This is a genomic window from Paenarthrobacter nitroguajacolicus, assembly GCF_031455195.1.
Lineage (GTDB): Bacteria > Actinomycetota > Actinomycetes > Actinomycetales > Micrococcaceae > Arthrobacter > Arthrobacter nitroguajacolicus_D.
On sequence record NZ_JAVDSH010000001.1, the window covers coordinates 715816 to 738268 of the forward strand.

Below are 22453 nucleotides of genomic sequence, written 5' to 3' on the forward strand. Positions count from 1 at the left end.
CCCGCCACCCTGGCCCTTATGGTCGAACGCCGTCAATCGGCTCGACGCCCTTGCCCTCAAACGCTGGAGATCGCACATCATGCCGCCCCTGCTTCGACGCCTCGCTGTTCCCCTTGACCCTGACCTCAGCGGCGTGCCGTTCCCTCCGGAGGACATCAGGGGGCATCTGATGTGCGGCGCGGCTAGTTTTTCGCCATGGGAGGGCTGGTCCTGCGATCCAGCGGCAGGGCAGGGGGCGAGGTGAAGATCGAGCGCATCGAGGCGATCCCGTACTCGATTCCCTACACGCATCCGCTGCGCTTTGCCAGCGGAGAGGTGCACGCCGCGGAGCATGTGCTGGTTCGGATCTACACTGACAACGGCCTCGTCGGGATCGCGGACACCCCGCCGCGGCCCTATACCTACGGGGAGACCCAAGAGTCGATCATTTCGGTGATGAGGGACATCTTCGCCCCGCAGCTGATCGGCCTGGACCCGCTGGAGAGAGAGAAAGCACAACGGGTCATGTCAAGGACGGTGAACAACCCCACGGCCAAGGGCGCGGTCGACATCGCCCTGTGGGACCTGATCGGCAAGTCCCTGGGCGCGCCCGTGCACAAGCTGCTCGGCGGATACGCCGAGCAGATGCGGGTCTCCCACATGCTCGGCTTCCGACCCGCACCTGAGCTACTTGAGGAAGCGTTGCGGTTCCGCGAAGAGTACGGAGTCACGACGTTCAAGCTCAAGACCGGCCGGCGTCCGCTTTCCCTCGACATCGAGGCCGTACGGGTTCTGCGGGAGGGCTTGGGCGAGGAGTCGGAGATCTACCTGGATGCGAATCGCGGCTGGAGCGCAAACGAGGCCTTGGAGGTGCTGCGTCGCACCGAGGGAATGGGTCTTTCGTTGCTGGAGGAGCCCTGCGACGCAGCGGAGGCGATGGGCCGGCGCAGACTGGTGCAGCTGTCCCCGATCCCGGTTGTCGGCGACGAGTCCGTCCCCACCCCCGGGGACGTAGCGCGGGAACTCCTCTCCGGTGGCTGTACCGCGGTGTGCATCAAGACCGCCCGCAGCGGTTTCACGCAGGCGAAGGAGATCCTCGCCCTGTGCACCGGCCTCGGAGTGGACGTGACCATGGGGAACCAGATCGACACCCAGGTTGGCAGCCTCGCAACTGTCACCTTCGGGGCGGCGCACGAGGCCACCCAGCGGCGGGCCGGGGAGCTGTCGAACTTCCTCGACATGGCCGATGACCTCCTGGTCGAGCCGATCGAGATCCGCGATGGAGTGATCCGCGTTAGAGAGGGTCCTGGCGTCGGTGCCGAAATCGACCAAGGCAAGCTCGCCCATTACCGCCAGGACACCTGAGAAAAAGGAACCCAGCATGCTTTTCATGGTCCGCATGGACGTACACCTCCCGCCAGAGATGCCACCGAACCTCGCCCAGGAGATCAAGGCCCGCGAGAAGGCCTACTCACAGTCCCTTCAGCGCGAGGGCCGATGGCCGCACATTTGGCGGGTCGTGGGCGAGTACTCCAACTACTCGGTCTTTGACGTCGCCGGCAACGACGAGCTGCACGACCTTCTCTCAGCCTTGCCGCTCTTCCCTTACATGGACATCCATGTCACGCCCTTGGCCCACCACCCCTCAGACATCAACTGACAGAGCTCTCCTCAGCGCACTCGGGCCCTTCGTTCGGATCTGTCAGCGGGAGGCCGAACCAAAAGGTAGACCCGCCTTCGGGGTTCTCCCCGGCACCGATCTTTCCCCGCTGACGGGTGACGATGCGGTGGCTCAGGGCAAGCCCCAGGCCGCTGCCGTTCTCTTTCGTGGTGAAGGCCCCGTCGAAGATCCGCCCTCCGGGGAATCCGCCGAGACCGGTACCCTTGTCGATGACCCGGACTACGGCCGACTGGTCGTCAACGGCGGTCTCGACTATGACCTTTCGTCGGTCGGGTTCCAGGCGCGCAACTTCCTCGACGGCGTTGCGGCAGAGGTTGACCATCACCTGTCCGATCAGGACTTTCTCGCAGAGCACTGGAAGCGGCCGGGTAGCAAGGTGCACCGAGATCTCGACCCGGTGGCGCTCGGCCGTCAGCTCCATGAAGTACAGGCAGTCCTGGACGATGTCATTGAGGTCCGCGTGCTGCTCCGAGGCCTCTAGGGTGCCGACGTACCCGCGCAGGCTCCTGAGGATCTGGTTGGCCCGGGCAAGCTGCCTCGCGGCGTTCTCCAGCCCAAGGCGGAGGCCGTCCTTCTCGACCTTGCCGTTCTCGACGCGACGGCGTAACCCATCGACGAAGTTGGTCGCGGCAGCGAGGGGCTGTCCGAGCTCGTGCGAGAGCGCCATGGCCATATCTCCCATCACGTTATACCGGGCGAGATAGTTCAGGCGCTCCAGATCCCGCTCGCGTTCGGTCTGCGCCTCGACCTGCTCGGTGATGTCCCGCAGGAAGAGCATTGTTCCCGACAGGTCGCCCTTGAGGTCAATAGCGTACAGCGACGCGCGGAACCACCGCGGCCCTGCGTCCCGGCAGTTCAGCTGGAGGCTGCACGTCGGGGTCTGGCCGGATGCGGCGGCCCTGAGCGCAGCGTCGAGGACCGGCACCGACTCAGCCACACACAACGAATGGAGTGCAGTGCCCACAGCGGTGCCTAACGTCAACGCAAGGAGGGTTTCGACTGCACCGTTGGCATAGGCGATCCGGTCATCCGGGTTGACGACCAGGATTCCCTCGCCCATCTTGCCGATGAAAGTCTGCAGCCGTGCCGAAGCCTGTTCCAGGTCGGCTTTTAGTGCGTGCTCCCGCTCGATGTTGCGGAACTCGACCATCACCACGGGGCGGTCGGCCAGATCCACGCTCACGGCTATGGCCTCTGTGAGAATGTCGACGCCATCGCGGGTGCGGTACATCCACTCGATGCTGCTTGTGCCATGCTCGACGGCGTCCTGAAGCCATCGCCGGCCGATGGAACGGCTGTATTCCTTCGCTCGGCCGCTCATATCGGGTGCCTTAAGCGGCAGGAGCTCCTCCAGAGTGAAGCCGAGCATGCGACAGGCGGCGGGGTTGGCCCAGAGAATGTCCTTCGTCTTCGCGTCGTGGACGAGGATGCAGTGCTGGAGGGCCGAGAGCATGGCGGAAGCATCTGGGCCTGCGGGTCCGAGGTCGGTGGTGCTCATGTTGTTTAGTTCTACCCTCCGTACGGCCAACCTGAATAGGCGATTTCTTCAGTCCCAGCTGGGTTTCCCTGCTGTCGGCGAGGAAAAGCACGGATTGCAGCGCAGTAATGCCGGAAATAGTTTGATCTGCATGACATCCACTGAGGCTACAACAGACGCGCTTGGCAGCGTTCTGGCCCTGATCGAGAAGCGCAGGCAAGAGTTCCAACAGCAGCGGCACGTCCCCCGGGACGTCGTCGTTGAGCTGAAGAAAGCCGGTATCTACCGCGCTGCCGCTCCCCGCTGCTTCGGTGGGGACGCCCTGCCGCCCGCCGAGTTCCTGCGAACGATCGAACGGATTGCAACGGTGGACGCTTCCGCTGCCTGGGTCGCCAGCTTCGGTGCGGCTTTGGTCTACTTGGCGGCCCTGCCGATGGAGACCCAGGCGGAACTCTACAGGGAAGGGCCCGACCTGGCGTTTGCCGGGGGTCTCTTTCCGGTGCACGATGCACCCATCGTCGACGGACTCCACCGGGTCAGCGGTACATGGAAGTTCGCTAGCGGCAGCAAGGGAGCCGACATCTATGGCGTGGGCATCCGCGGCGGCGAGGCTAGCAATGGTAAACCGCTAACCGCCGTGCTGAGACCCGATGAGGTGACGATCAAGGATAACTGGGACGTCATCGGCCTGCGCGGAACCGGAAGCCACGACCTCGTCGTCGAGAAAGCGGCCGTGGCCCCCGAATGGACCTTTGTCCGAGGCGGGGAGCCGACGGTCGACGAGCCGCTCTACCACTACCCCACCGTCGCCTACGCCGCCCAGGTCCTCGCCGTGGTCAACGTCGGCCTCGGTCGCGCAGCGCTCGACTATTCCCTGCGGGTGGGCAGCGGACGCACCGGAATCACCAACGCGCCCAAGCTCGCAGATCGTGCCTACTACCGGATCGACCTTGCCAAAGCCGAGGCGGACCTGCGCTCGGCCCGGTCCTTCTTCTACGAGATCACCGAGGAGACGTACGCCACGGTCGTGTCGCGCGGCGCAGCCACCGACCAGCAAAAAGCTCTCCTACGCCTTGCCGCGACCCACGCCGCCAAAGCGGGGGCACGGGCGGTCCACAGCGCTTACTCACTCTCCGGCACGGCCGCCATCTACGACGGGCACCCGCTGCAGGACTACCTCAGGGACGCATCCGTGGTCACCCAGCACGCCTTCCTCGGCGACGGGATGTATGACGCGACCGGCGCGGTTCTGATGGGTCTGCCCCCTGCGGTACCGGGCTTCCTATGAGCAACACGACACGCACGCAGGAAACGACATGAACGAAAACGCAACAGCGCAACCCCTGCGAACCCTATTCTGCATAGGTTCTTCAGGGCGACGATGGTCGACGACGAGCACGCACTGTGGACCTTCGCCCACATCGAGGCCAGGATGGGCCGCGAGCTCGTCATCCTCGACGGCGTAGGCGTGAAGGAATAACCATGCGCGTTACAGCAGGCGAGAAGACCAGCGTCACTGGCCTCGAGTCCCGCCTCCAAAGCCTCGAAGCCACCGACTCCGTCCGCTGGGTCATGGCCAGGTACATGGAGCTATGCGACGTCCCCCAGCCCGATGTCGACCTGGCAGAGCTCGGTGACCTCTTCACCCTCGACGCCACCTGGGAAGGCGTGGGCGTCGACTACAGCAAGAAGTTCGGACGGCACACGGGCAGGGAATCCATCTTGCGCATGCTGACTGGCCGCCTCCCGGCAGGGCCCCTGCTTGCCAACGCCCACCTCCTGGGCGAGGGCCGCATCAACGTCCAGGGGTCCATCGCCACGGGGAGCTGGATCATGCACCAGATCTCGCATACAGAGGCCGAGGGCGTGCATTGTGCCGTCGCACGAGTGAAGGCGGCATTTGACCTTTCCGAAACATCGGCACGGATCAAGGCATTTAGCACTGAACGTCTCTTCACGGCCGACACCCAACTTCCGGGCCTCCGGTCCGAGCACCCCAACACTTAAGGAGAAAAGCCATGACAACAGAGACGACAGAACCGAGGGCGGACTACTCCGTCCTGACCGGCTTTGACCGGTCAACTCCGACGACTAGGTCACCGCGTCCGATTTCCTCCTCTAGGCGGCCCGAATGACTGAGATGCATCTTACCGTCACCACTGCCCGAGCAACCCGGCAAACCGCCGTCGTTACAGGGGCAACCCGCGGCCTCGGCGCCGTCATCGCCCGGACACTCCACGCCCACGGCTACAACGTCCTCGCCTCGGGAAGCACAATAGAGCCTCTCAGGGCACTCGTCGAGGAGTTGGACCCGACCGGGAAGACCGCAGCTGCCTCAGTGCTCGACGTGCGCCGGAAGGGAGACTTCGAGGAAGCTCTGAGCACGTCGGTGAGCAAGTGGGGAGCCGCCCACGTTCTGGTCAACAACGCCGGGCGTTCGAAGGTCCAGTCCCTTATGGACATCAGACCGGAGGACTTCGGCGAGATTGTCTCGACGAACTTGGACGGAGTGTTCTTCGGCTGCCAGGTCTTCGGTCGCTACTTCAGCGAAACCGGGTACGGACGCATTGTGAACATCGGCTCCCTGGCCGGCCAGAACGGCGGGACGGCCACCGGAGCGCACTACGCGGCGGCCAAAGGCGGGGTGGCAACGCTGACCAAAGTCTTCGCCCGCGACCTCGCCGCCGGCGGAGTAACGGTCAACTCGGTTTCGCCCGGGCCGCTCGACCTTCCCGTCGTGCACGAGTCCGTCCCACCGGAGAAGCTGGCGGCGGTCATGGCTAACATACCCGTTGGACAGCTGGGCTCGGCTGAGTTCATCGCCTCTACCGTTGCTCTGCTAGCATCCCCTGAAGCCGCATTCGTCAACGGTGCGAGCTGGGACATCAATGGAGGGCTGTTCATGCGCTGACCCACGGTGGGACATGAACAGAGTAGTAAGGAGCGCGGACACTTGGAACTGCCCAGGTTCGGGTCGTCGGCGAAGCCAGAACAACAAGTCATTCCGCCTCGAACGTCTCGATAGGAGGGGGCCTCGCCCCTACCCTCCGTGAGCCACGTCTACGTCGTAGGCCCGACCACTGTGATGCGGTCTTGCTCTCCGTGCTGGCCGGAGAGCACCTCGTACCCAATTACGGGCAGGTTCGAGCCCGACTCGCGTGGCGGTTCCGCAGCACCGCATCAGCTTCAGGGCCGAGGCGGCAAGGAACGACCCGGGGAGGGTGATCGCCAGTATCACCGAGCACCGCGAAGACTGCCCTTTTGTCCAGCGACAAGGCCTCGAACGAGCAAAAGGCGGCTGCGCCTCCCTGGCACGTACAGCGCGTCTTACCCTCGAGCTCTTCTAACCCATGGATGGGATGCCCCGATAACGCCCAACGATCGAGGTCCGTCGCATTCCGTCCTAAGCCCGGATAATACTGATACGCCTTCGCCGCCCGCCTCAGAGGCGACCCTAAAGCTACCGACTGATGTCGACTCCGCTGCTGAGGACGTCGCGGACGAGGGCGGCGATGCTGTCAGCGCCCGACTTGACCCGGATACGCGCTCGGTGCACGTCTACCGTCTTGACGCTGGTTCCCAGCCGTCGCGCAATGTTCTGGCTCGGAAGGCCATCGATCACGAGCCCCAGGATCTCCCGCTCCCTCGGAGTGAGCGACTTGAGCCGCCTCAGTACGTCCTCCCGTAGAGCGGCCTTCGCGAAGCGCTCAGTCGCCAGACCCATCGTCTCCTGCACCGCGTCCAACATCTGCTGGGGGTCGTAGGGCTTCTCCAGGAAGTTCACCGCACCATTGCGCAATGCACGCACCGACATCGCCACGTCGGCATGGGCTGAGACGAACACGACCGGGATTGGGGACCCAAGCTGATTGAGCCTGTCCTGGAGCTGGAACCCGCCTGTACGCGGCATCCGGACGTCGAGGATGAGGCACGCTGGGCGCTCCGGATCGAATTCGGCGAGAAACGACTGCACATCATTGAAGCTTTCGGACGAAATGCTCACCGAATCCAGAAGCCAGGAAAGCGACTCGCACAGTTCGACGTCGTCGTCCACGATGTACACCACCGGCTCAGATTCGCCAGCCTCAGTTCTCCACAAAACTCCTCCAAGTCCGGCCTCTTTAGGACTTTATGCCGCCCTCCTCGAAGGGGTCAACGAGACGCAGCCTAAGAGACTAAGGGTTACCCTTACCCGGATGTTATTGATTACCCAGCCACCTGCCGGCGGAGAGAATGGAGCAAGAGGACGTTAACCAGCGAAAGCGCCTAGAGCCCGAGTGAACATTTGTAGAAGATGTCGCAGGATGCCCCGAACTCGTAAAAGTCGCAGAGGTCGGCCGCAGCTATCGCCTGAAAAGACGAACAAGCCTCGGGCCAGGCTCAAATAGCCAGCTTCCGTTTGGGCCGGCCGGCACGTCGAACCCACAACGAAGGCGATTGAAGGCAGCCGTGTACGCCACCTCGCTCCGCGATCTGGTTCCGCAACTTGACCAACGACATCGCGAGATCACGACTTGAAGTACGAGGTTTGTAACCTCAACCGCACCCTCCATCGTGTTGCAGTCGTGGTTGGGGGAGTCGCGCGCCATGGCATCCGTGCGCGGGCTACGCAAAAAATCGCAGCATCCCGTATGAGGGAAAACTCGTACGGGACTCGGGGATCTCACTCATAGCTGTGGCGCAAATCTGTCCTTAATCTAAGATCTATACCTCGGGAGCCGTAGTCACGGCGATTTGGCCGAGATCGATGGCAAGGAGGCCAATCAAGATGGCGCATGCATATGTCAACGGCAAAATATATACAGTGAACCCAAAGCAGCCCTGGGCGGAAGCCCTGCTGGAGGACGGCGGGGAACTGGTATTAGTTGGCAGCAATGCAGATGTCCTCGCCGCGTCGACTGCTGAGACCACCGTTACCGACCTTAATGGTCGGATGGCGATGCCCGGCCTTCACGATGCTCACACGCATCTTCTGTTCAGCGGACTCAAGTTCAGGCATGAAGCCCGTCTCACGTCCATGGCCGGCCCCGAAACGATCGTCCACGATCTGCAGCAGTGCTGCCTGTCAATGGCGGACGAGTCGCACGGGTGGATCGTGGGTGGTGAGTTCAACTCGCTTGCATTCACCGGTCAAGCCCCAGACAAGACGTTTCTTGATGAGGCATACCCAGATCGGCCTGTCTTTCTTTGGGACTCCTCCATTCATCACGGGCTCGCAAATAGCAAGGCTCTCGAACTTGCAGGCCTTTCTGCCGAGTCGGCGGACCCCGCCGGTGGACGATTCGTGCGTCGTCCGGACACCGGTGAGTTGACGGGTGAGCTCGTTGAGACCGCCACGTGGCCCGTGCTGCGTGCTATTCCAGACTACGCCGACGAAGTCTACAAAGATGCGTTGCTTTGGGCCATTGGGAAGTGCAATTCCTTCGGGATCACTTCTCTGCAAGAAGCTTCCGCCACCCGCCAGGAATTGCTCGCACTCCGCGCCCTGGACGCAGAAAAGCTTCTGCCTCTTCGCGTAGCGGCACATCTGGTGTGGCGTGAGGAACGCTTTGGGATGGGCTCCGTCGCCGAACTCGATCGATTGATTGAAGACCGCGCGGAGTACCAGACAGCCCACGTTGACACGCGCTTTGTGAAGCTCTGGTTGGACGGCGCCCCGACGCCTCCTCACTTCACCGATGCTCGTCTCGACGAACACGGCCATCCTGACGAGGGCGCCTTGCTCTTTGAAGAGAAAGATCTGATCGAAGCGCTGAAGCGGTTCGATGCAGCCGGTCTGCATGTGAAAGTGCATTGCGCCGGCGCAGGCGCTGCACGAGCAGCGCTAGACGCCTACGAAAAAGTTCGCGAGGCAAACGGCCACGATGGTACGTCACATGAGATTGCCCACTGCACCTTCGTGGATGGGGCGGACCACCGCCGTTTCGCCGAACTCGGCGTGATAGCCGAGATGTCACCAGCGGTGTGGCACCTCCCGGAATTCGCGGAGATCGTACGCGGCGGATACCAGTTCGACAGCTTACGGCGAGCTGGTGCCGCGCTCACAGTCGGTTCGGACTGGATCATCACCCCGAATCCGAATCTCTTTCCAGCGATCCAGGGCATGCTGCATCGGGACGGGGAATCCGTGGATCTCGAATTCGCGTTGCGAGCGGTCACGATCGCCGGGGCGGAAGCAGTGGGACTTGCCCACCGCCAAGGAACCCTCGAGCCCGGAAAGTCCGCCGACTTTATCGTGCTCGACCGTGATCTCTTTTCGATCCCCGTGGACGACATCGGCGATACTCAGGTCCTCCGCACTGTCTTCGAAGGTCGCGTGGTACATGACGCTGGGGGTATAGCGCAGCCCGTTTGAGTTCGTCGGCGCAGTAACAAGAGGTCGACCGCTTGGGTTGACCCAGATGGCCGCATGAGTCGTCGTCGGCATCATCCGGCCCTCCGAATTACATGATGCGTATGAATTGCAGCGCACAAAGATACAGATCGACGTGCCTCCGCGTTCGTGCCAAAGTGCCAGGCACTAGCCTACGTGCGGCTAGGTCACCATACGGGAGAAGCGCACGGAGGAAGCGAACCCTCCCAGGAGAGTTCGCGGACAATGAGAGGCGGCTGGCCGAAGACGTCCAAGGGGCAATGACCAGTCACTACCCATCCGAAGTCACACATGGTTCAAATTTGCGAACGGCACCACCGGCGAACTGCAACGTCCAACGCAGCGTATCCGGTAGAGCATCGCTTCAATTCGTTCAAACTATTCGCTTGACAAGTATGAGAAATGCAGATTGAGTCTTAACGCGCCCTTGCACCGGCACGGTGCAGGACGGCCCAACCGGCATATCCGCAACCCCAGCAGAGGAGTCCTGATGTCATCCGCCGAGCATGACCTTGTTGCCCAGATGTACGCCAGCTACAACACGCGCGACCTTGACGCCTGGTTGAACGGATTCGCGCCCGACGCTGTCTGGGTGAACGTTCCCACCGCACAGACCTACGTCGGACGGGCCGGGCAGATCGAGAACTATGAGGCACACAACACGCCGTTCCCCCGCGGTCAGGTCGAAAACCTGGTCATTCACGCCGGCGACGGCTTTGTAGCGGCGGAATTCTACGGCGTCGGAGTACACGAAGGGCCGCTCGCCACACCCAACGGCGAGATCCCACCCACCGGACGGTCCACACGAATCCCTTTCTGTGACATCCATGAGATCAAGGACGGCAAAGTCATCAGTACACGCCGCTACTGGGACCTGCTCGGAGCAAACGCAAGCCTCGGAATCTGAGACTAAGGACGATGACGTGCTTTCGACGGGTGAGAAGCGAGCTGGCACGGCGAAGAGCCTGAGTGGTGCGACCTCAAGCCTCGGGGTCGGCTTGGGAGCTCAACGAGGCGTCCGATTCGCAGGTCCTCGCCTGTCTGCAGGGCTGTCTGCCTCAACCCGGACGAGTTCAAAATCCATGGCAGCGTGCTCGCGATCGGTCACCCAGGGCGCATCGTCGGCCCGGAGCCTAGGCTAGGAGGTTCCCCGGAGCGGCTCCGGGGTGGCGGAATTCGCACGCCGCGCCGGCTTCCCTTGGATGGCCGCTGGCCGTTTCTTGTGCATACCGGAGCCGCTAGCGTGTGCGCGTATGTCCGGGTGCGAAAACGTGTGGGACGGCGGAAGCGCTAGGTCAGCCACTCCTCTAGCAACTGCAGTCCTGCAAGGCTCTGACATGGTCGACGTGGCGAGGGTTCCTACCCCGCGCCTCATGAGCGTCGCAGCACCACGGACTTCTTTGTCCGGCGTTTGCGACCGCGGTGGTGCGGGTCCTGCTGGCAGGCCTGACGGAGGCCGAACGGCCGCCCGCTCCTCGACGACTGCACGACCTGAGGAATCCAGATCCCGGTACAAGCGTCCTGGTGGCCGAAGCCAATGAGCGCGATGCTGCTGTTCGTCCTCACCGGGCGGGCAGCGCCGGTACGTCCGTCATGCTCGCGGTTGGCTCGAATTCTGTTCCGCGCGCTGAGGAAAGCATCGCGCGGAAGTCCGCGACCGTCCCCGGCCAGACGAGAGTCAAGCGGCGCGAGCGTTCGTCAATGTACCAGCTGCGGCAACCGCCGGTGAGCCATGGTGTATCCGCCGCTCGCCCGTCGACCATCGCGGTGTATTCTCGTTCGGCTTCGGGCCGCACTCGGAGAACTCCTCCGTTTGAGCGGCGGCCTAGTGCGTCAGCGACGTACTCGGCCTGGGCCTCAAGTATGAGAACCGACGACGTGTGCCCGAGCGACGCGTTCGGGCCGTTGAGCACGAACAGATTCGGGAAGCCCGCGATGACGGTGGAGGCGAACGAGGTCATGCCCTTAGCCCAGTGCTCCTCAAGGGTCACGCCATCCTCGCCGCGGACCAATCGGGCGTAAGGCTGGCGCGTCGTCTGGAACCCAGTGGCGAGAACGATCGCATCAATCGCGGAAAAGCGGGTTCCAGACGCCGCCACCAGATCATCCCCGTCAATGGCCGCCAGTGCACTCGGCTCTAGAGTGACCCGACCAGATGCGAAGGCGGGGTAAAACTCATCCGAGAGCAGTACGCGCTTGCAGCCGAACGCATAGTCTGGTGTGAGCAGTTCGCGGAGCCGCAGGTCGGCGACCTGGGCTTCAAGATGCGCCCGCGCTTGCTGTGCTGCGTCAGCAGTTGCCGGGCCGCCCGACCGGGCCGCGAACCGGGCCTCACCCTCAGCGTGGAGCTGTGCGCGCAGCACAGCGAGCACCTCCGGATACTCCGCGAAGCGGGCCTTCTCGGCCTCGAGGTACGCCCGTCCGCCGCGCGGAACGATCCAGGGCGCGCTGCGTTGGAAAAGGGTGAGGTGGGACGCCGTCCGCACGAGACTGGGCACGAGTTGGACAGCGCTCGCTCCCGAGCCAACGACTGCGACGTGCCTGTCTTCGAGGTCGGCGTCGTGGTTCCAGCGGGCGGAGTGGAAGATCGGACCGCGGAAGGCCTCGAGCCCCTCGATGGCCGGGATACGAGGCTCGGTCAGGCGCCCGCAAGCAAGGACGAGCACGTCGGCATCGACTTGGGCGGGCGCGGTGCCGCCAAAGTTCAGACGCCAGGACGCCGAATGCGAATCCCAATCCGCGCCCTGGAGCGGGGCGTCGAAAGTGACGCTGAGACCCTCGCGCGCCGCGACACGCTCAAGATACGCTTGGATTTCGGCCCCCGGCGCGAACGTTGCAGACCAGCCCGGTTCGGGATGCCGCGCGAAGCCGTAAAGGTGCGATGGCACGTCACACGCAACTCCGGGATACGTATTGTCGCGCCAAGTGCCGCCGACGCGGTCGGAACGCTCGAACAAGGCGACCTCATGGCCGGCGTCCCGAAGCTCCATGGCCGCCGCGAGCCCCGCAAACCCGGCCCCGACAACCGCGACCTCGACCGCAAGACGGATCATGTCCTCCCCTCGCGATAGTCCGTCGCGCGCTCCCGGAGCGGTCGGAAGATCCGGCCGGTGCGCATCGCGGCTGCGGCGAACGGGAACTCGAGGCCCTGCTCTACACCTGTGTCGGGACGGACACGCCCGTCCATTAGCGTGCCGCCGAGATCGTCGCCACCAGCGCGCAACAGATGGATCGCAAGATCAACACCGTGCCGGGTCCATGGGATCTGGATGTGACGGATGCTGCCCGCGAGGAAGAGCCGTGAGACCGCGACCATAGCGCGATGCTCGTCGACCGGCGCGCGTCCGTCGACCAACGGGACGCCGTAGCCGGGAAGCGGGATAGGGACGAACTCGGTGAAACCGCCGGTCGTGTCCTGGAGCGCGCGTAGGATGCGCAAGTGCGTGATGCGCTCGGAGGCGGTCTCGACGTGACCGTAGAAGAGCACCGAGCTCGAGCGCAGGCCCGCGCGATGCGCCGCCTTCACGATCTCTGTCCACCTCCCGATATCCAGGTCGGCCGGTGCGATCTCGGCGCGGACGCGCTCGCTCAGGACCTTGACACCTGTCCCTGGGATCGTTGAGATGCCGACGGCCTTTAGCGCCGCGAGAGCGTCGTTGAGGAGCAGCCCTGACCGGTCACAGAGATCGGCTATGTCCTGCGGCCGGTACGCGTGCAGGTGCAGATTTGGGGTCGCTTCAGCGATCGTGCGGGCGAGCTCGACGTAGAGGCTAGGATCCTCCGATGCCGGCAGCGCGCCCTGCAAGCACATTTCGCTCGCTCCGAGGTCGACGGCGTCGCGTGCGATTGCGGCGGCCTCGAAGAGGCCGAACTCGGGGGGGCCGCTGGGCGTTGCACGCAGATGAGCCGAAGTCAGGTTTCGATTGCGGACCATGCTTACGGCCTCGCCGACGGTATACCGCCGGACCTCATCGGCCATGCCGATCATCGATTCGAGATCTGCCCCCGTCGCAGTGAGGAGAGCGATCCACTCCGAATCGTCGAGATCTGTGGGCCCTTGGGCCGCACGCTCAACCAGCTTCCTCAGGCCGAGCCTTCCCGCTCCGGTATCGGAGTTGATTCCACTTGTACCGGACACGGGCGAAGATGTTGATCCGATCTTGCCGGCACCGCGAAACACTGGCGGAATAGGAGTCGCGTGGTGTCCGAGGTCCGCGGTGTGACCAGAGGCTGCGTTGGTGTTTGTAGTTCCCGAGACGGTGAGCTCGGGGCAGACAGCAGCGAGCCCCGTCTCGGCGTCGGCGAGAGCCGCGACCGCGGTATGCAGCCCGGGGGCGATCCAGCGGTTGGCATCACGTACGTACTCGGGATGGGCAGTCAACCGCTCCTGAAGGCGGAAACCAGATGCTGCGGTAAGCGCCGCAAGGTCGTCGAGGTGCGGCCAAGGGCGTTCCGGGTTCACGTGGTCGGCAGTGAGCGGTGACACGCCTCCCCAGTCGTCGACGCCCGCGCGCACTAGAAGGTCGAGCTCGGAGGGATTGCTGAGGTTCGGCGGAGCCTGGATACGTGCATTTGGACCGAACACGAGCCGCGCCACCGCGACTGTAGCGATGTACTCAAAGAATGCGGCATCCGGAGCCGATCGCATCGCCGTCCCCGGCTTCGCCCGGAAGTTCTGCACGATAACTTCTTGTATATGCCTGTGCTTGGTCTGCAGATCGCGGAGCGCGACGAGCGACTCAGCTCGATCTCTGATTGTCTCGCCGATGCCGACAAGGATGCCGGTCGTGAACGGGATGCCGGCGGCCCCTGCATTCGCAATGACCTGCAGCCGCACCTCTGGGTTCTTGTCGGGCGAGCCGAAGTGTGCTCCCCCGGGCTCATCGAAAATCGCGCGTGAGGTCGTCTCGAGCATCATACCCATCGAGGGCGCCACGGGTCGCAGCATCTGCAGCTCGTCTGCGGTCATTACGCCGGGGTTGAGGTGCGCGAGCAGGCCGGTCTCGGCTGTGATCAGCCTCGCTGCATGCGCGACGTAGTCGAGGGTTGACGTGTAGCCGTGACGGTCAAGCCACGCGCGCGCTTCGGGCCACCGGTTTTCGGGTCGGTCGCCGAGTGTCAGCAACGCCTCTTTGCAGCCGAGCGACTGCCCGGCGCGGACGACGCGAAGGATCTGCTCGTCCGACATGAACAGGGGTGAGCGTTTGAGTCGCAGCTGGCTGGGCGTATCGACGAAGACACAGTAGTGGCACCGGTCGCGGCAGAGGGTCGTAAGCGGTACGAAAACTTTACGTGAGTATGTAATGATGCCGGCGCGACCTGCGGACTCCAGTCCTTCGTCCCGCAGAGCGCCAGCGCGCGTAAGCAGAACCTCAAGGTCATCGCCTTGGGCGTTGAGGAGAGACTCAACTTCGTCGACGTTCATCTGAGGGTGAGGTGTCTGGAGGGGCCATGGAGCCGAGACGATCGCTGCTGATACTTGATCAGTGCGGCCTGAATGTTGAATGCATTCCATCTCAAAAGGCTCCTTCGCCGTTCTCGGCCGCTGCACTGCAGATGCCTATATCTTGGTCAATGCAGCACTAACAGCAATTCACGCCGATATGTGCATGGTCTCGCGACTGCAAGGTGACCAGAATCGATGCTGTCGCTCTGTTGTAGAACTTCTCAAAGAGACACCGCCGCGACGGTTGCGCTTAGCCCAAAGGCGCGGTTTCCAAAGCCGAGTTTATCGATCGCGATCCCATCCCGCGACGGTGATCTTGTGGTTCGCCGTAAAGGATTCTTAATGTTGCCCGCCCCAATTGCAGAGGTCGCGAGTTCTGGGTCGTTGTATTCTGAGACACATTCCCCATGGTGGCGCCGCGGGCCGCCTCGTTAGCAGCTCCTTTCAGTGAAAGAGCAGTCACGACATGTCTCTGGGTTTGGAGTAACAGGATGAACAATCGAGTACTGGTGTGGGCCCTGGCTGGCATACCCGAAGTGAAGCCTGGTTATGACCTGGCCCTCCTTATCGAAGACGCACTTCACGCCGACGGTGGGCTCTTGGTCGACGGTGACATCCTCGTGGTGACCTCGAAGATCGTGTCCAAAGCGGAGGGACGCATTGTCCAAGCCGCGGATCGAGAGGACGCGATCACTGCAGAGACCGTGCGGGTTGTCGCCACTGGTACCCGACCGGACGGTGGCGTGACTCGCATCGTGCAGAACCGGTTGGGCATCGTCGGGGCGGCCGCCGGGGTGGATTCCTCCAACACGGAAGAGGGCACGGTTCTGTTGCTGCCGCTCGATCCCGATGCCTCGGCGCGAGTGCTCGCTGGCGAGCTTCGCCGCTCGCTCGGCGTGCGCGTGGGTGTCGTCATCAGCGATACCTTGGGGCGCCCGTGGCGCGATGGGCAGACCGATGTCGCCATCGGTGCTGCAGGAGTGCGCGTCTTCGATAAGCTGCAGGGCCTGCGCGACAGCGCTGGAAGAACTATGACGGTCACTCAGCCCTGTGTCGGTGATGAGCTCGCCGCGGCTGGCGACTTGGTCAAAGGGAAGCTGAGTAGGAGCCCTGTCGCCGTGGTGCGCGGAATGGGGCGACTGGTGGGCGAACTGGACCTGCCCGGTGCCGCGAGCATCGTGAGAGACGCCAAACGGGATCTGTTCCGAATCGGGACCGACGAGGCCCATCGGGCTGGATATGAAGAAGGATTCGCGGCGGGATACGCCGCGGGACGAGGAGAGGATCAACGATGACTCTGACGCTGGGCTATAAGGCCTCCGCTGAACAGTTCGCTCCGCGAGAGCTTGTAGAGCTTGCGGTTGCCGCGGAAAGGCATGGGTTCGAATCGGTCGCCGTGAGTGACCATTTTCAACCTTGGCGGTACTCAGGGGGGCATGCGCCGTTCTCGATCGCGTGGGCGGCAGCGGTCGGTGAGCGGACGGAGCGGATCCGTATCGGGACTAGTGTGATGACCCCGACCTTCCGGTATAACCCGGCTGTGATCGCCCAGGCGTTCGCGACGCTGGGATGCCTGAATCCCGATCGAGTGTTCCTCGGCGTGGGCACCGGAGAGGCGCTCAATGAGGTCGCCACCGGATTTCGCGGCGCGGGAGAGCAAGATTGGCCGGAGTTTCGCGAGCGATTCGCCCGACTTCGGGAGTCGATCCGGCTTATGCGGGAGCTGTGGACCGGGGAGCGTACAAGCTTCGAGGGCGACTATTACTCGACGCATGGCGCGTCGATCTATGATGTTCCCGAACAGGGTATTCCGGTATATATCGCTGCGGCTGGTCCGCTGGTGGCGAAGTACGCCGGACGCGCGGGTGACGGTTTTATCTGTACGTCCGGGAAGGGGCGCGAGCTCTACGTCGATCAGCTGGTGCCAGCTGTGAGAGAGGGAGCCAAGGCATCTGGGCGGTCCTTCGAGCAAATCGATCGGATGATCGAGATCAAGATCTCTTACGATGAGAATGCAGAACGCGCGCTGGAGAACACTCGCTTCTGGTCGCCTTTGTCATTGTCTAAGGAGCAGAAGCACGACATCACCGACCCACTCGAAATGGAGAGGGCAGCGGATGCCCTTCCGATCGAACAGGTAGCAAAGCGATGGATCGTCGGGACGGATCCTGACACCGTCGTTAGACAGATTAAGGACTACGTGGACTGGGGATTCAACCACCTCATCTTCCATGCTCCCGGCCACGATCAGGAGCGCTTCATGACCTTGTTCGAACGCGATCTTGAACCACGGCTACGCGCGCTGTGAATGCACTTGCGAGACCTCTGACCTGCCATGGCACTGGGACGACGAAACGACGTCCGGTAACGAGGGAACGATGACTGAACGTGTAGTGGTCCTGGCGGGCGGCGTTGGTGGCTCACGTTTCGCCCTGGGCGTGCGCTCAGCGATGGGCGACGGCGCTGAACTTACGATCGTGGCCAACACCGGCGACGATCTGTGGCTCTCAGGCGTTCGGTTGCAGCCCGACGTCGACTCGATCGTGTACGCGCTTGCAGGCGTCAATGACGCCGAGCGCGGATGGGGGCGTGCCGGCGAGAGCGAGCACGTCAGTGGCGAGTTGCGCAAGTGGGGCGCTGGCTGGCCGTGGTTCACCTTGGGAGACCTCGATCTAGGATTGCATCTGGCTCGCACCGGGTGGCTGCGGGAAGGTCTCACACCCACGCAAGTGATCGCTCGAATGGCTGAGAGGTGGCCACTCGGCGCGCGCGTCCTGCCGATGACCGACACAGAAGTAGACACTACCGTCACAGTGCGTAACGGTTCATCGACGCGGACCATGCACTTCCAGGAGTGGTGGACCCGGCATCGGGCGACGCTCGAGCCCCTGCATTTCGACAATCCCGGAATCCGACAAGCGCTCCCTGCGCCGGGAGTCGCGGAGGCTATTGCAGCGGCCGATGTCGTGCTACTTGCGCCCTCCAACCCGGTAGTCTCGATCGGGCCGATCGTCGCTGTGCCGGGGATCGGTGACGCGCTGCGGATCACCTCTGCGCCGATTGTCGGCGTATCGCCGGTGATCGGCGGGCGCGTCGTGCGTGGAATGGCCGACATCTGCCTGGCAGCGATCGGCGTGGCTACCGATGCCTCGGCCATCGCTTCGCACTACGGCTCTCGCGACCGTGGAGGTCTGGTCGACGCATGGCTTCTTGCGGAGGAGGATGCTGCGCTCGCACCGACCGTCGCAGCGGCTGGCATCCGAAGCATCGTGACGCCGTTGTGGATGCGTGATGAGCCTACGGCGAAGGCTCTCGCAGAGGCAGCGCTGGTGGCTGCTCGCGGCTGACTCCGCGGCGATCAAGCAGCAGCGAGGAGCGCGGTCCCAGACCCAACGACGTCGCTGTGTCCAACTGATCGAATGTGTCCACGTCCCGGCGCAGCGAAGAGTCGCGTGGGAGGGCAAGTTCAACGCATCCAAGCGCACGGTGGGCAGCCAAAGACCCTGCTCCGAACGCAGAAGCCCACCTAACACCGGGTGCAGCAGTCACGAGCGTCGAGCCAGTCTCTTCGGCATCCGCAACCACGGCACGCTCGACGGCGGAAGCGGCTCGGAGTGCATCGCAGAGGTCGATGGGGTCCAGCGCTGGCAAGTCTCCGAGGAGCGCGGCTCGAGCCGGGGAAGTCGAAGCAGCGATCCCACGCCCGATTGCGGCGTTTAGCCCGGCACCCGGGTCTGAAACGACTCGGATGCCGAGAGGCAGCAACGAAATCAGGATCTCGTCATCGCTCACAACGATGACCTCCCTGACCAGCTCACAGGCCGCGGCGCTCTCGAGCGTGTCGAGAGCGAAGGCGCGTGCGAGAAATGGTCGGGCATCCCCGGCGTTCTTCAGCCGCGACTTGGCCCATAATGAGTGCTTGACGGGAACGACGACACTCCACATGAACGGTGGCGCCGAATACCGAGTAATCAAAACTTCCGGCTTGACGGCCAGTTCGCACGGCGGGTTTCGCTCAACCCTGAGACGGCGATCAATGATGGCACCTCATGATTTAAAGATTGTCCCTTCCTCTGCTTCCCATAGGCCCATCATGGTTGATCGGATAGGGCGTCGGTTTTTGGTCCCCGTAACGGTATTCACTTTGATCATGGTTGAGATGTCGGTTCGACGTGCAGTGCGGCCGTCGCCGTACTGCACGTCGTAGACTCCGTCCTGGTCCGCTTCGACTAGAGAATGATCGTCACTGTCTTCGCCTCAGTGTTCGCCAGGATCCCCTCGTAGCCCAGCTCCCGACCAATACCGGAAGCCTTCAGGCCGCCCCACGGCAGCTGCGGGGCGAGCGGTGACCATCCGTTCACGCCGACGGCCCCGGCGTGCAATGCAGCCGAGATCTGGTGGGCGCGGTTGAGGTCGTTGGTCCAAACGGTGGCCGCGAGCCCGTACTGATTGTCATTCGCCATACGGATTACGTCGGCGTCGTTGTCGAACGGCACCACGGTCGCCACCGGACCGAAAATCTCTTCTCGCGCGATCGTCATGTCATTTGAGCCCGCAAAAATTGTTGGCTGGACAAAGTATCCGGGGCCTGCAGGGACGCCGCCGCCTGATATGAGAGCGGCACCCTCCTCGGCCCCTTTCGCTATATATGCCAGGACGCGGTCGCGTTGGGCCGAGTTCACCAGCGGCCCCATCGTTGTGTCCGGGTCCATCGGGTCCCCCAGAACCTGTGCGGCTGCGGCACCGGCAAGGCCGTCCAGCACGGCTCCGTGCACGCTGCGGTGCACGAAGATGCGTGACCCTGCAGCACACACCTCACCGGAATTGACGAAGATTCCCATCGCGGCACCCTGGATGGCGGCTTCGAGGTTCGCGTCCTCGAAGATGATGTTCGGGCTCTTGCCGCCGAGCTCGAGCGTGGTGCGCTTGAAGGTCTCCGCGGAGTTGCGGAGGATACGCCGTCCGACCTCCGGCGATCCGGTGAACGAGACCTTGTGTACGCCCGGGTGCGTCGAGAGCGCTTCACCGGCTATGGCTCCCTTGCCGGGAAGCACCTGCAGCACACCTGCAGGGAAACCCGCCTCGGCAGCTAGGCCCGCGAGATGCAGGATCGCGAGTGATGCCTCCTCCGCCGGCTTGACAATGACTACGTTTCCCGTAGCGAGGGCGGGGGCGAGCTTCCAGCCGAGGATCATGAGCGGCGCGTTCCACGGCACAATGGCGGCGATGACGCCGACCGGCTCCCGACGGGTGTAGGCGAATGTGGGCCGACCCATGTAGCCGTCGTTCGGCAGGGTCTCGCCGTTGACCTTGTCCGCCCATCCGGCGAAGTAGCGAAGGGTCGAGATGAGGTTTGGGACGAAGAGTTGCTGCTCCAGACCGAAGAGGCCACCCATCTCCCATGACTCAAGCCTACCGAGTTGCTCTTTATCCCTCTCGACGAGGTCTGCAAGTCGGTTGAGCAGTCGTCCCTTCTCGGACGGGGGCACCGCAGCCCATGGGCCTGTGAGTGCGCGTGTCGCGGCGGTGACCGCTCGATCGACGTCCGTCGCGTCCGCTGCGGCGATCTCAGCGATGGCGTCGCCCGTGGCCGGGTTGAAGGTGGTGAGGAACCCGCCGGCGGAGGGCGTCCATTCGCCGTCGAGGAAGAGCAGATTCGAAAATTCGGTTAAGGCGGGCACAGTATCTCCTTCGATAGCTGTTTGTGCGGAGCGGGACGGCAGGATGGTGCTGCATCCAAGATGGCCTCAGTATGTAGTCGCACGAGCCAACCTGTCAATCGGATAGTTCTTAAGGGAATCCATTGACAACACGCTTCTTCGTCACGGACTCTGGAACTTGTCATTTGTATAGTTCAAAGGAAAGGGTGCCATGACCTTCAAGCAGGATGTCGTTATCGTTGGAGGGGGATTTGCAGGGTTGACCGCCGCCCGAGAACTTTCCCAGCGGGGTCTCAGTGTCACCGTCCTGGAAGGACGCGATCGCATCGGCGGCCGCACGTGGACCGATGAGCGCCTCGGGAGGCGAATCGAGATGGGTGGCACATGGGTTCACCCGACCCAGCCGCACGTCTGGTCGGAGCTCACCCGGTACGGTCTTTCCGTTGACCCCAGTCCGAACGCCGATCGGTACATTGTCTCTACCGATGAGGGGCCGGTGGTGCTCGACGAGGAGACCGCACTCGGCCTCCTCGAGCAAGGCCTCGAGGAAATGCTCGGAGACGCGCGCACTCTTATGCCGTCGCCTGCTGGACCGTTTCTCACGCCCGAGGAGCTGGCGATTCTCGATGGCGAGAGCGTCGGGGACCGCCTAGATGGGTTGGAGATGAGCGAGCTGGGCCGCACGATCGTCAGCTCCTTCTTCGCCGTCGGCTTCCAGACCCCAGATCCCCGCGAGATCAGCCGTGCTCACGGAGTCCGTATCACGGCGCTGTCCAACTGGGACGTCACCACCGAGCTTGAGGCGGCGGCGGCGCTGCGCATCGAGGGCGGTATGGGTGCGCTCACGTCCGCGATCGCTGCCGACTCCTCGGCCACGCTGAATCTGTCGACGACGGTCGCATCGATCACGGCGCATGAGGGACGGTCGATCGTGGAGACGACGGACGGCCAGCAGTACAGTGCGCGGTCAGTGATCGTCACTGTGCCCATCAACACGCTGGGACGCATTGCCTTCGACCCGCCTCTTTCCGGCGCCGCCGCTCAGGTGGCGGCAGACGGGCAAGCGGCCCGCGGCATGAAGGTGTGGGCGCGAGTGAAGGGCCCTCTCGATCCGTTCTTCGCATTTGCGACGCCCGCTCAATCCCCATTCCACGTCGGGCAGTACGAGTTTGACGTCGACGGCGACTCACTCGTTGTCCTTTTCGGTTCGGACAACACGGCCGCAGACATCACGGACCTGGATGTCGTGCAGACGGCTTTGCGCCGTTGGATTCCAGACGTCGAGGTAGTCGCCGTGGACGGCCACGACTGGACGGCAGACGAGTTCAGTCTCGAGACGTGGTCGAACCTAAAGCCGGGCCAGTATGCCGCTATTCCAGACTTCCACGAGCAGGGCGACCAGTTGCTCTTCGCCGGTGCAGATTATGCGACAGTGTGGAACGGCTATGTCGACGGCGCCATCGAGACCGGGCTGCGCGCAGCGCGAACGATTCTACGCAAGGGCTCCGCTGCGGAATGAGTGCTATGAGAGGCCCTCCAGGCTGGGAGGGCCTCTCATGGTGGGTCGCGAGGCCGTGAGACCTGTGCCTACCGTCGGACCAGAGTGACCGGATAACGAACGCTACGAAGACCGAGAAGATAACCCTTGCGCGGTAAGAATGAACGGCCAGGATGGCCCTCGAAACCGTAAATTCTGTCGCTGAGTTCCTCCAAGCGTCACCCAAGCTCCCAGCCTGGAAGGATCTTTGCCGCATCCCAGATACACTTCGGCTTTGCCTTGGCAGCTGCGCGCCCTACCCCCGGCAGCTGTTTTGACTGGCCATTCCTCGAGGTAGAC

17 protein-coding genes are annotated in these 22453 nt (G+C 63.2%); 11 read left to right on the plus strand and 6 right to left on the minus strand.

The window, feature by feature from the left end; all coding sequences use genetic code 11:
* Positions 1-240: 240 nt before the first annotated feature.
* Both J2Y68_RS03315 and catC read left to right on the plus strand, forming a co-directional pair.
* Positions 241-1344, plus strand: coding sequence for a mandelate racemase/muconate lactonizing enzyme family protein (locus tag J2Y68_RS03315; protein WP_309989923.1), 1104 nt, complete (start codon positions 241-243; stop codon positions 1342-1344).
* A 16-nt stretch (positions 1345-1360) separates the two neighbouring features.
* Positions 1361-1639, plus strand: coding sequence for a muconolactone Delta-isomerase (gene catC, locus J2Y68_RS03320; RefSeq protein WP_309989643.1), 279 nt, complete (start codon positions 1361-1363; stop codon positions 1637-1639).
* Here catC and J2Y68_RS03325 read toward each other — a convergent pair.
* Positions 1632-3158 (minus strand): PAS domain-containing protein, encoded by a 1527-nt coding sequence (locus J2Y68_RS03325; RefSeq protein ID WP_309989644.1) that lies wholly within the window; start codon positions 3156-3158, stop codon positions 1632-1634. The two genes, catC and J2Y68_RS03325, sit on opposite strands and share 8 nt — an antisense overlap.
* Before the next feature lie 130 nt (positions 3159-3288).
* Between J2Y68_RS03325 and J2Y68_RS03330 the strand changes: the two genes are divergently transcribed.
* From J2Y68_RS03330 to J2Y68_RS03340, 3 genes are all read left to right on the plus strand, one after another.
* Positions 3289-4425, plus strand: a complete 1137-nt coding sequence (locus J2Y68_RS03330; RefSeq protein WP_309989647.1) for an acyl-CoA dehydrogenase family protein — start codon at positions 3289-3291, stop codon at positions 4423-4425.
* A 194-nt stretch (positions 4426-4619) separates the two neighbouring features.
* A complete protein-coding gene (locus tag J2Y68_RS03335) occupies positions 4620-5144 on the plus strand; it encodes a nuclear transport factor 2 family protein (RefSeq protein WP_309989650.1) in 525 nt (174 codons plus the stop codon).
* Between the two features lie 124 nt (positions 5145-5268).
* Complete coding sequence (locus J2Y68_RS03340; protein ID WP_309989653.1) at positions 5269-6048, plus strand: SDR family NAD(P)-dependent oxidoreductase; 780 nt, start codon at positions 5269-5271, stop codon at positions 6046-6048.
* Between the two features lie 549 nt (positions 6049-6597).
* On the opposite strand, the gene J2Y68_RS03345 is transcribed toward J2Y68_RS03340, so the two are convergent.
* Positions 6598-7236: a response regulator transcription factor gene (locus tag J2Y68_RS03345; RefSeq protein WP_309989655.1), complete on the minus strand. Its 639-nt coding sequence runs from the start codon at positions 7234-7236 to the stop codon at positions 6598-6600.
* Positions 7237-7905: 669 nt separating this feature from the next.
* On the opposite strand from J2Y68_RS03345, the gene J2Y68_RS03350 reads away from it, so the two are divergent.
* Both J2Y68_RS03350 and J2Y68_RS03355 read left to right on the plus strand, forming a co-directional pair.
* A complete protein-coding gene (locus J2Y68_RS03350; RefSeq protein WP_309989658.1) occupies positions 7906-9492 on the plus strand; it encodes an amidohydrolase in 1587 nt (528 codons plus the stop codon).
* 508 nt (positions 9493-10000) lie between these two features.
* Positions 10001-10417 (plus strand): nuclear transport factor 2 family protein, encoded by a 417-nt coding sequence (locus J2Y68_RS03355; RefSeq protein WP_309989660.1) that lies wholly within the window; start codon positions 10001-10003, stop codon positions 10415-10417.
* Between the two features lie 655 nt (positions 10418-11072).
* On the opposite strand, the gene J2Y68_RS03360 is transcribed toward J2Y68_RS03355, so the two are convergent.
* Positions 11073-12563: a flavin-containing monooxygenase gene (locus J2Y68_RS03360; RefSeq protein WP_309989662.1), complete on the minus strand. Its 1491-nt coding sequence runs from the start codon at positions 12561-12563 to the stop codon at positions 11073-11075.
* Entirely contained in the window at positions 12560-14935 is a 2376-nt protein-coding gene (gene cofG, locus J2Y68_RS03365) for a 7,8-didemethyl-8-hydroxy-5-deazariboflavin synthase CofG (protein WP_309989664.1), read from the minus strand. Before cofG ends, J2Y68_RS03360 begins: the two co-directional genes overlap by 4 nt.
* Positions 14936-15447: 512 nt before the next feature.
* On the opposite strand from cofG, the gene cofE reads away from it, so the two are divergent.
* From cofE to cofD, 3 genes are all read left to right on the plus strand, one after another.
* Positions 15448-16251 (plus strand): coenzyme F420-0:L-glutamate ligase, encoded by an 804-nt coding sequence (cofE, locus tag J2Y68_RS03370; protein ID WP_309989667.1) that lies wholly within the window; start codon positions 15448-15450, stop codon positions 16249-16251.
* Positions 16248-17264, plus strand: coding sequence for a glucose-6-phosphate dehydrogenase (coenzyme-F420) (fgd, locus tag J2Y68_RS03375; protein ID WP_309989669.1), 1017 nt, complete (start codon positions 16248-16250; stop codon positions 17262-17264). Before cofE ends, fgd begins: the two co-directional genes overlap by 4 nt.
* Positions 17265-17334: 70 nt before the next feature.
* Positions 17335-18303 (plus strand): 2-phospho-L-lactate transferase, encoded by a 969-nt coding sequence (cofD, locus tag J2Y68_RS03380; protein ID WP_309989672.1) that lies wholly within the window; start codon positions 17335-17337, stop codon positions 18301-18303.
* Here cofD and cofC read toward each other — a convergent pair.
* Together cofC and J2Y68_RS03390 are read right to left on the minus strand one after the other, a co-directional pair.
* Positions 18254-18901 (minus strand): 2-phospho-L-lactate guanylyltransferase, encoded by a 648-nt coding sequence (gene cofC / locus J2Y68_RS03385; protein ID WP_309989673.1) that lies wholly within the window; start codon positions 18899-18901, stop codon positions 18254-18256. The two genes, cofD and cofC, sit on opposite strands and share 50 nt — an antisense overlap.
* 284 nt (positions 18902-19185) lie before the next feature.
* Positions 19186-20637 carry an aldehyde dehydrogenase family protein gene (locus J2Y68_RS03390; RefSeq protein WP_309989676.1) on the minus strand — a complete coding sequence of 484 codons (1452 nt, stop codon included), beginning with the start codon at positions 20635-20637 and terminating at the stop codon, positions 19186-19188.
* Between the two features lie 190 nt (positions 20638-20827).
* Here J2Y68_RS03390 and J2Y68_RS03395 point away from each other — a divergent pair, with 190 nt between their 5' ends.
* Positions 20828-22135 (plus strand): flavin monoamine oxidase family protein, encoded by a 1308-nt coding sequence (locus J2Y68_RS03395; RefSeq protein WP_309989678.1) that lies wholly within the window; start codon positions 20828-20830, stop codon positions 22133-22135.
* Positions 22136-22453 lie beyond the last annotated feature (318 nt).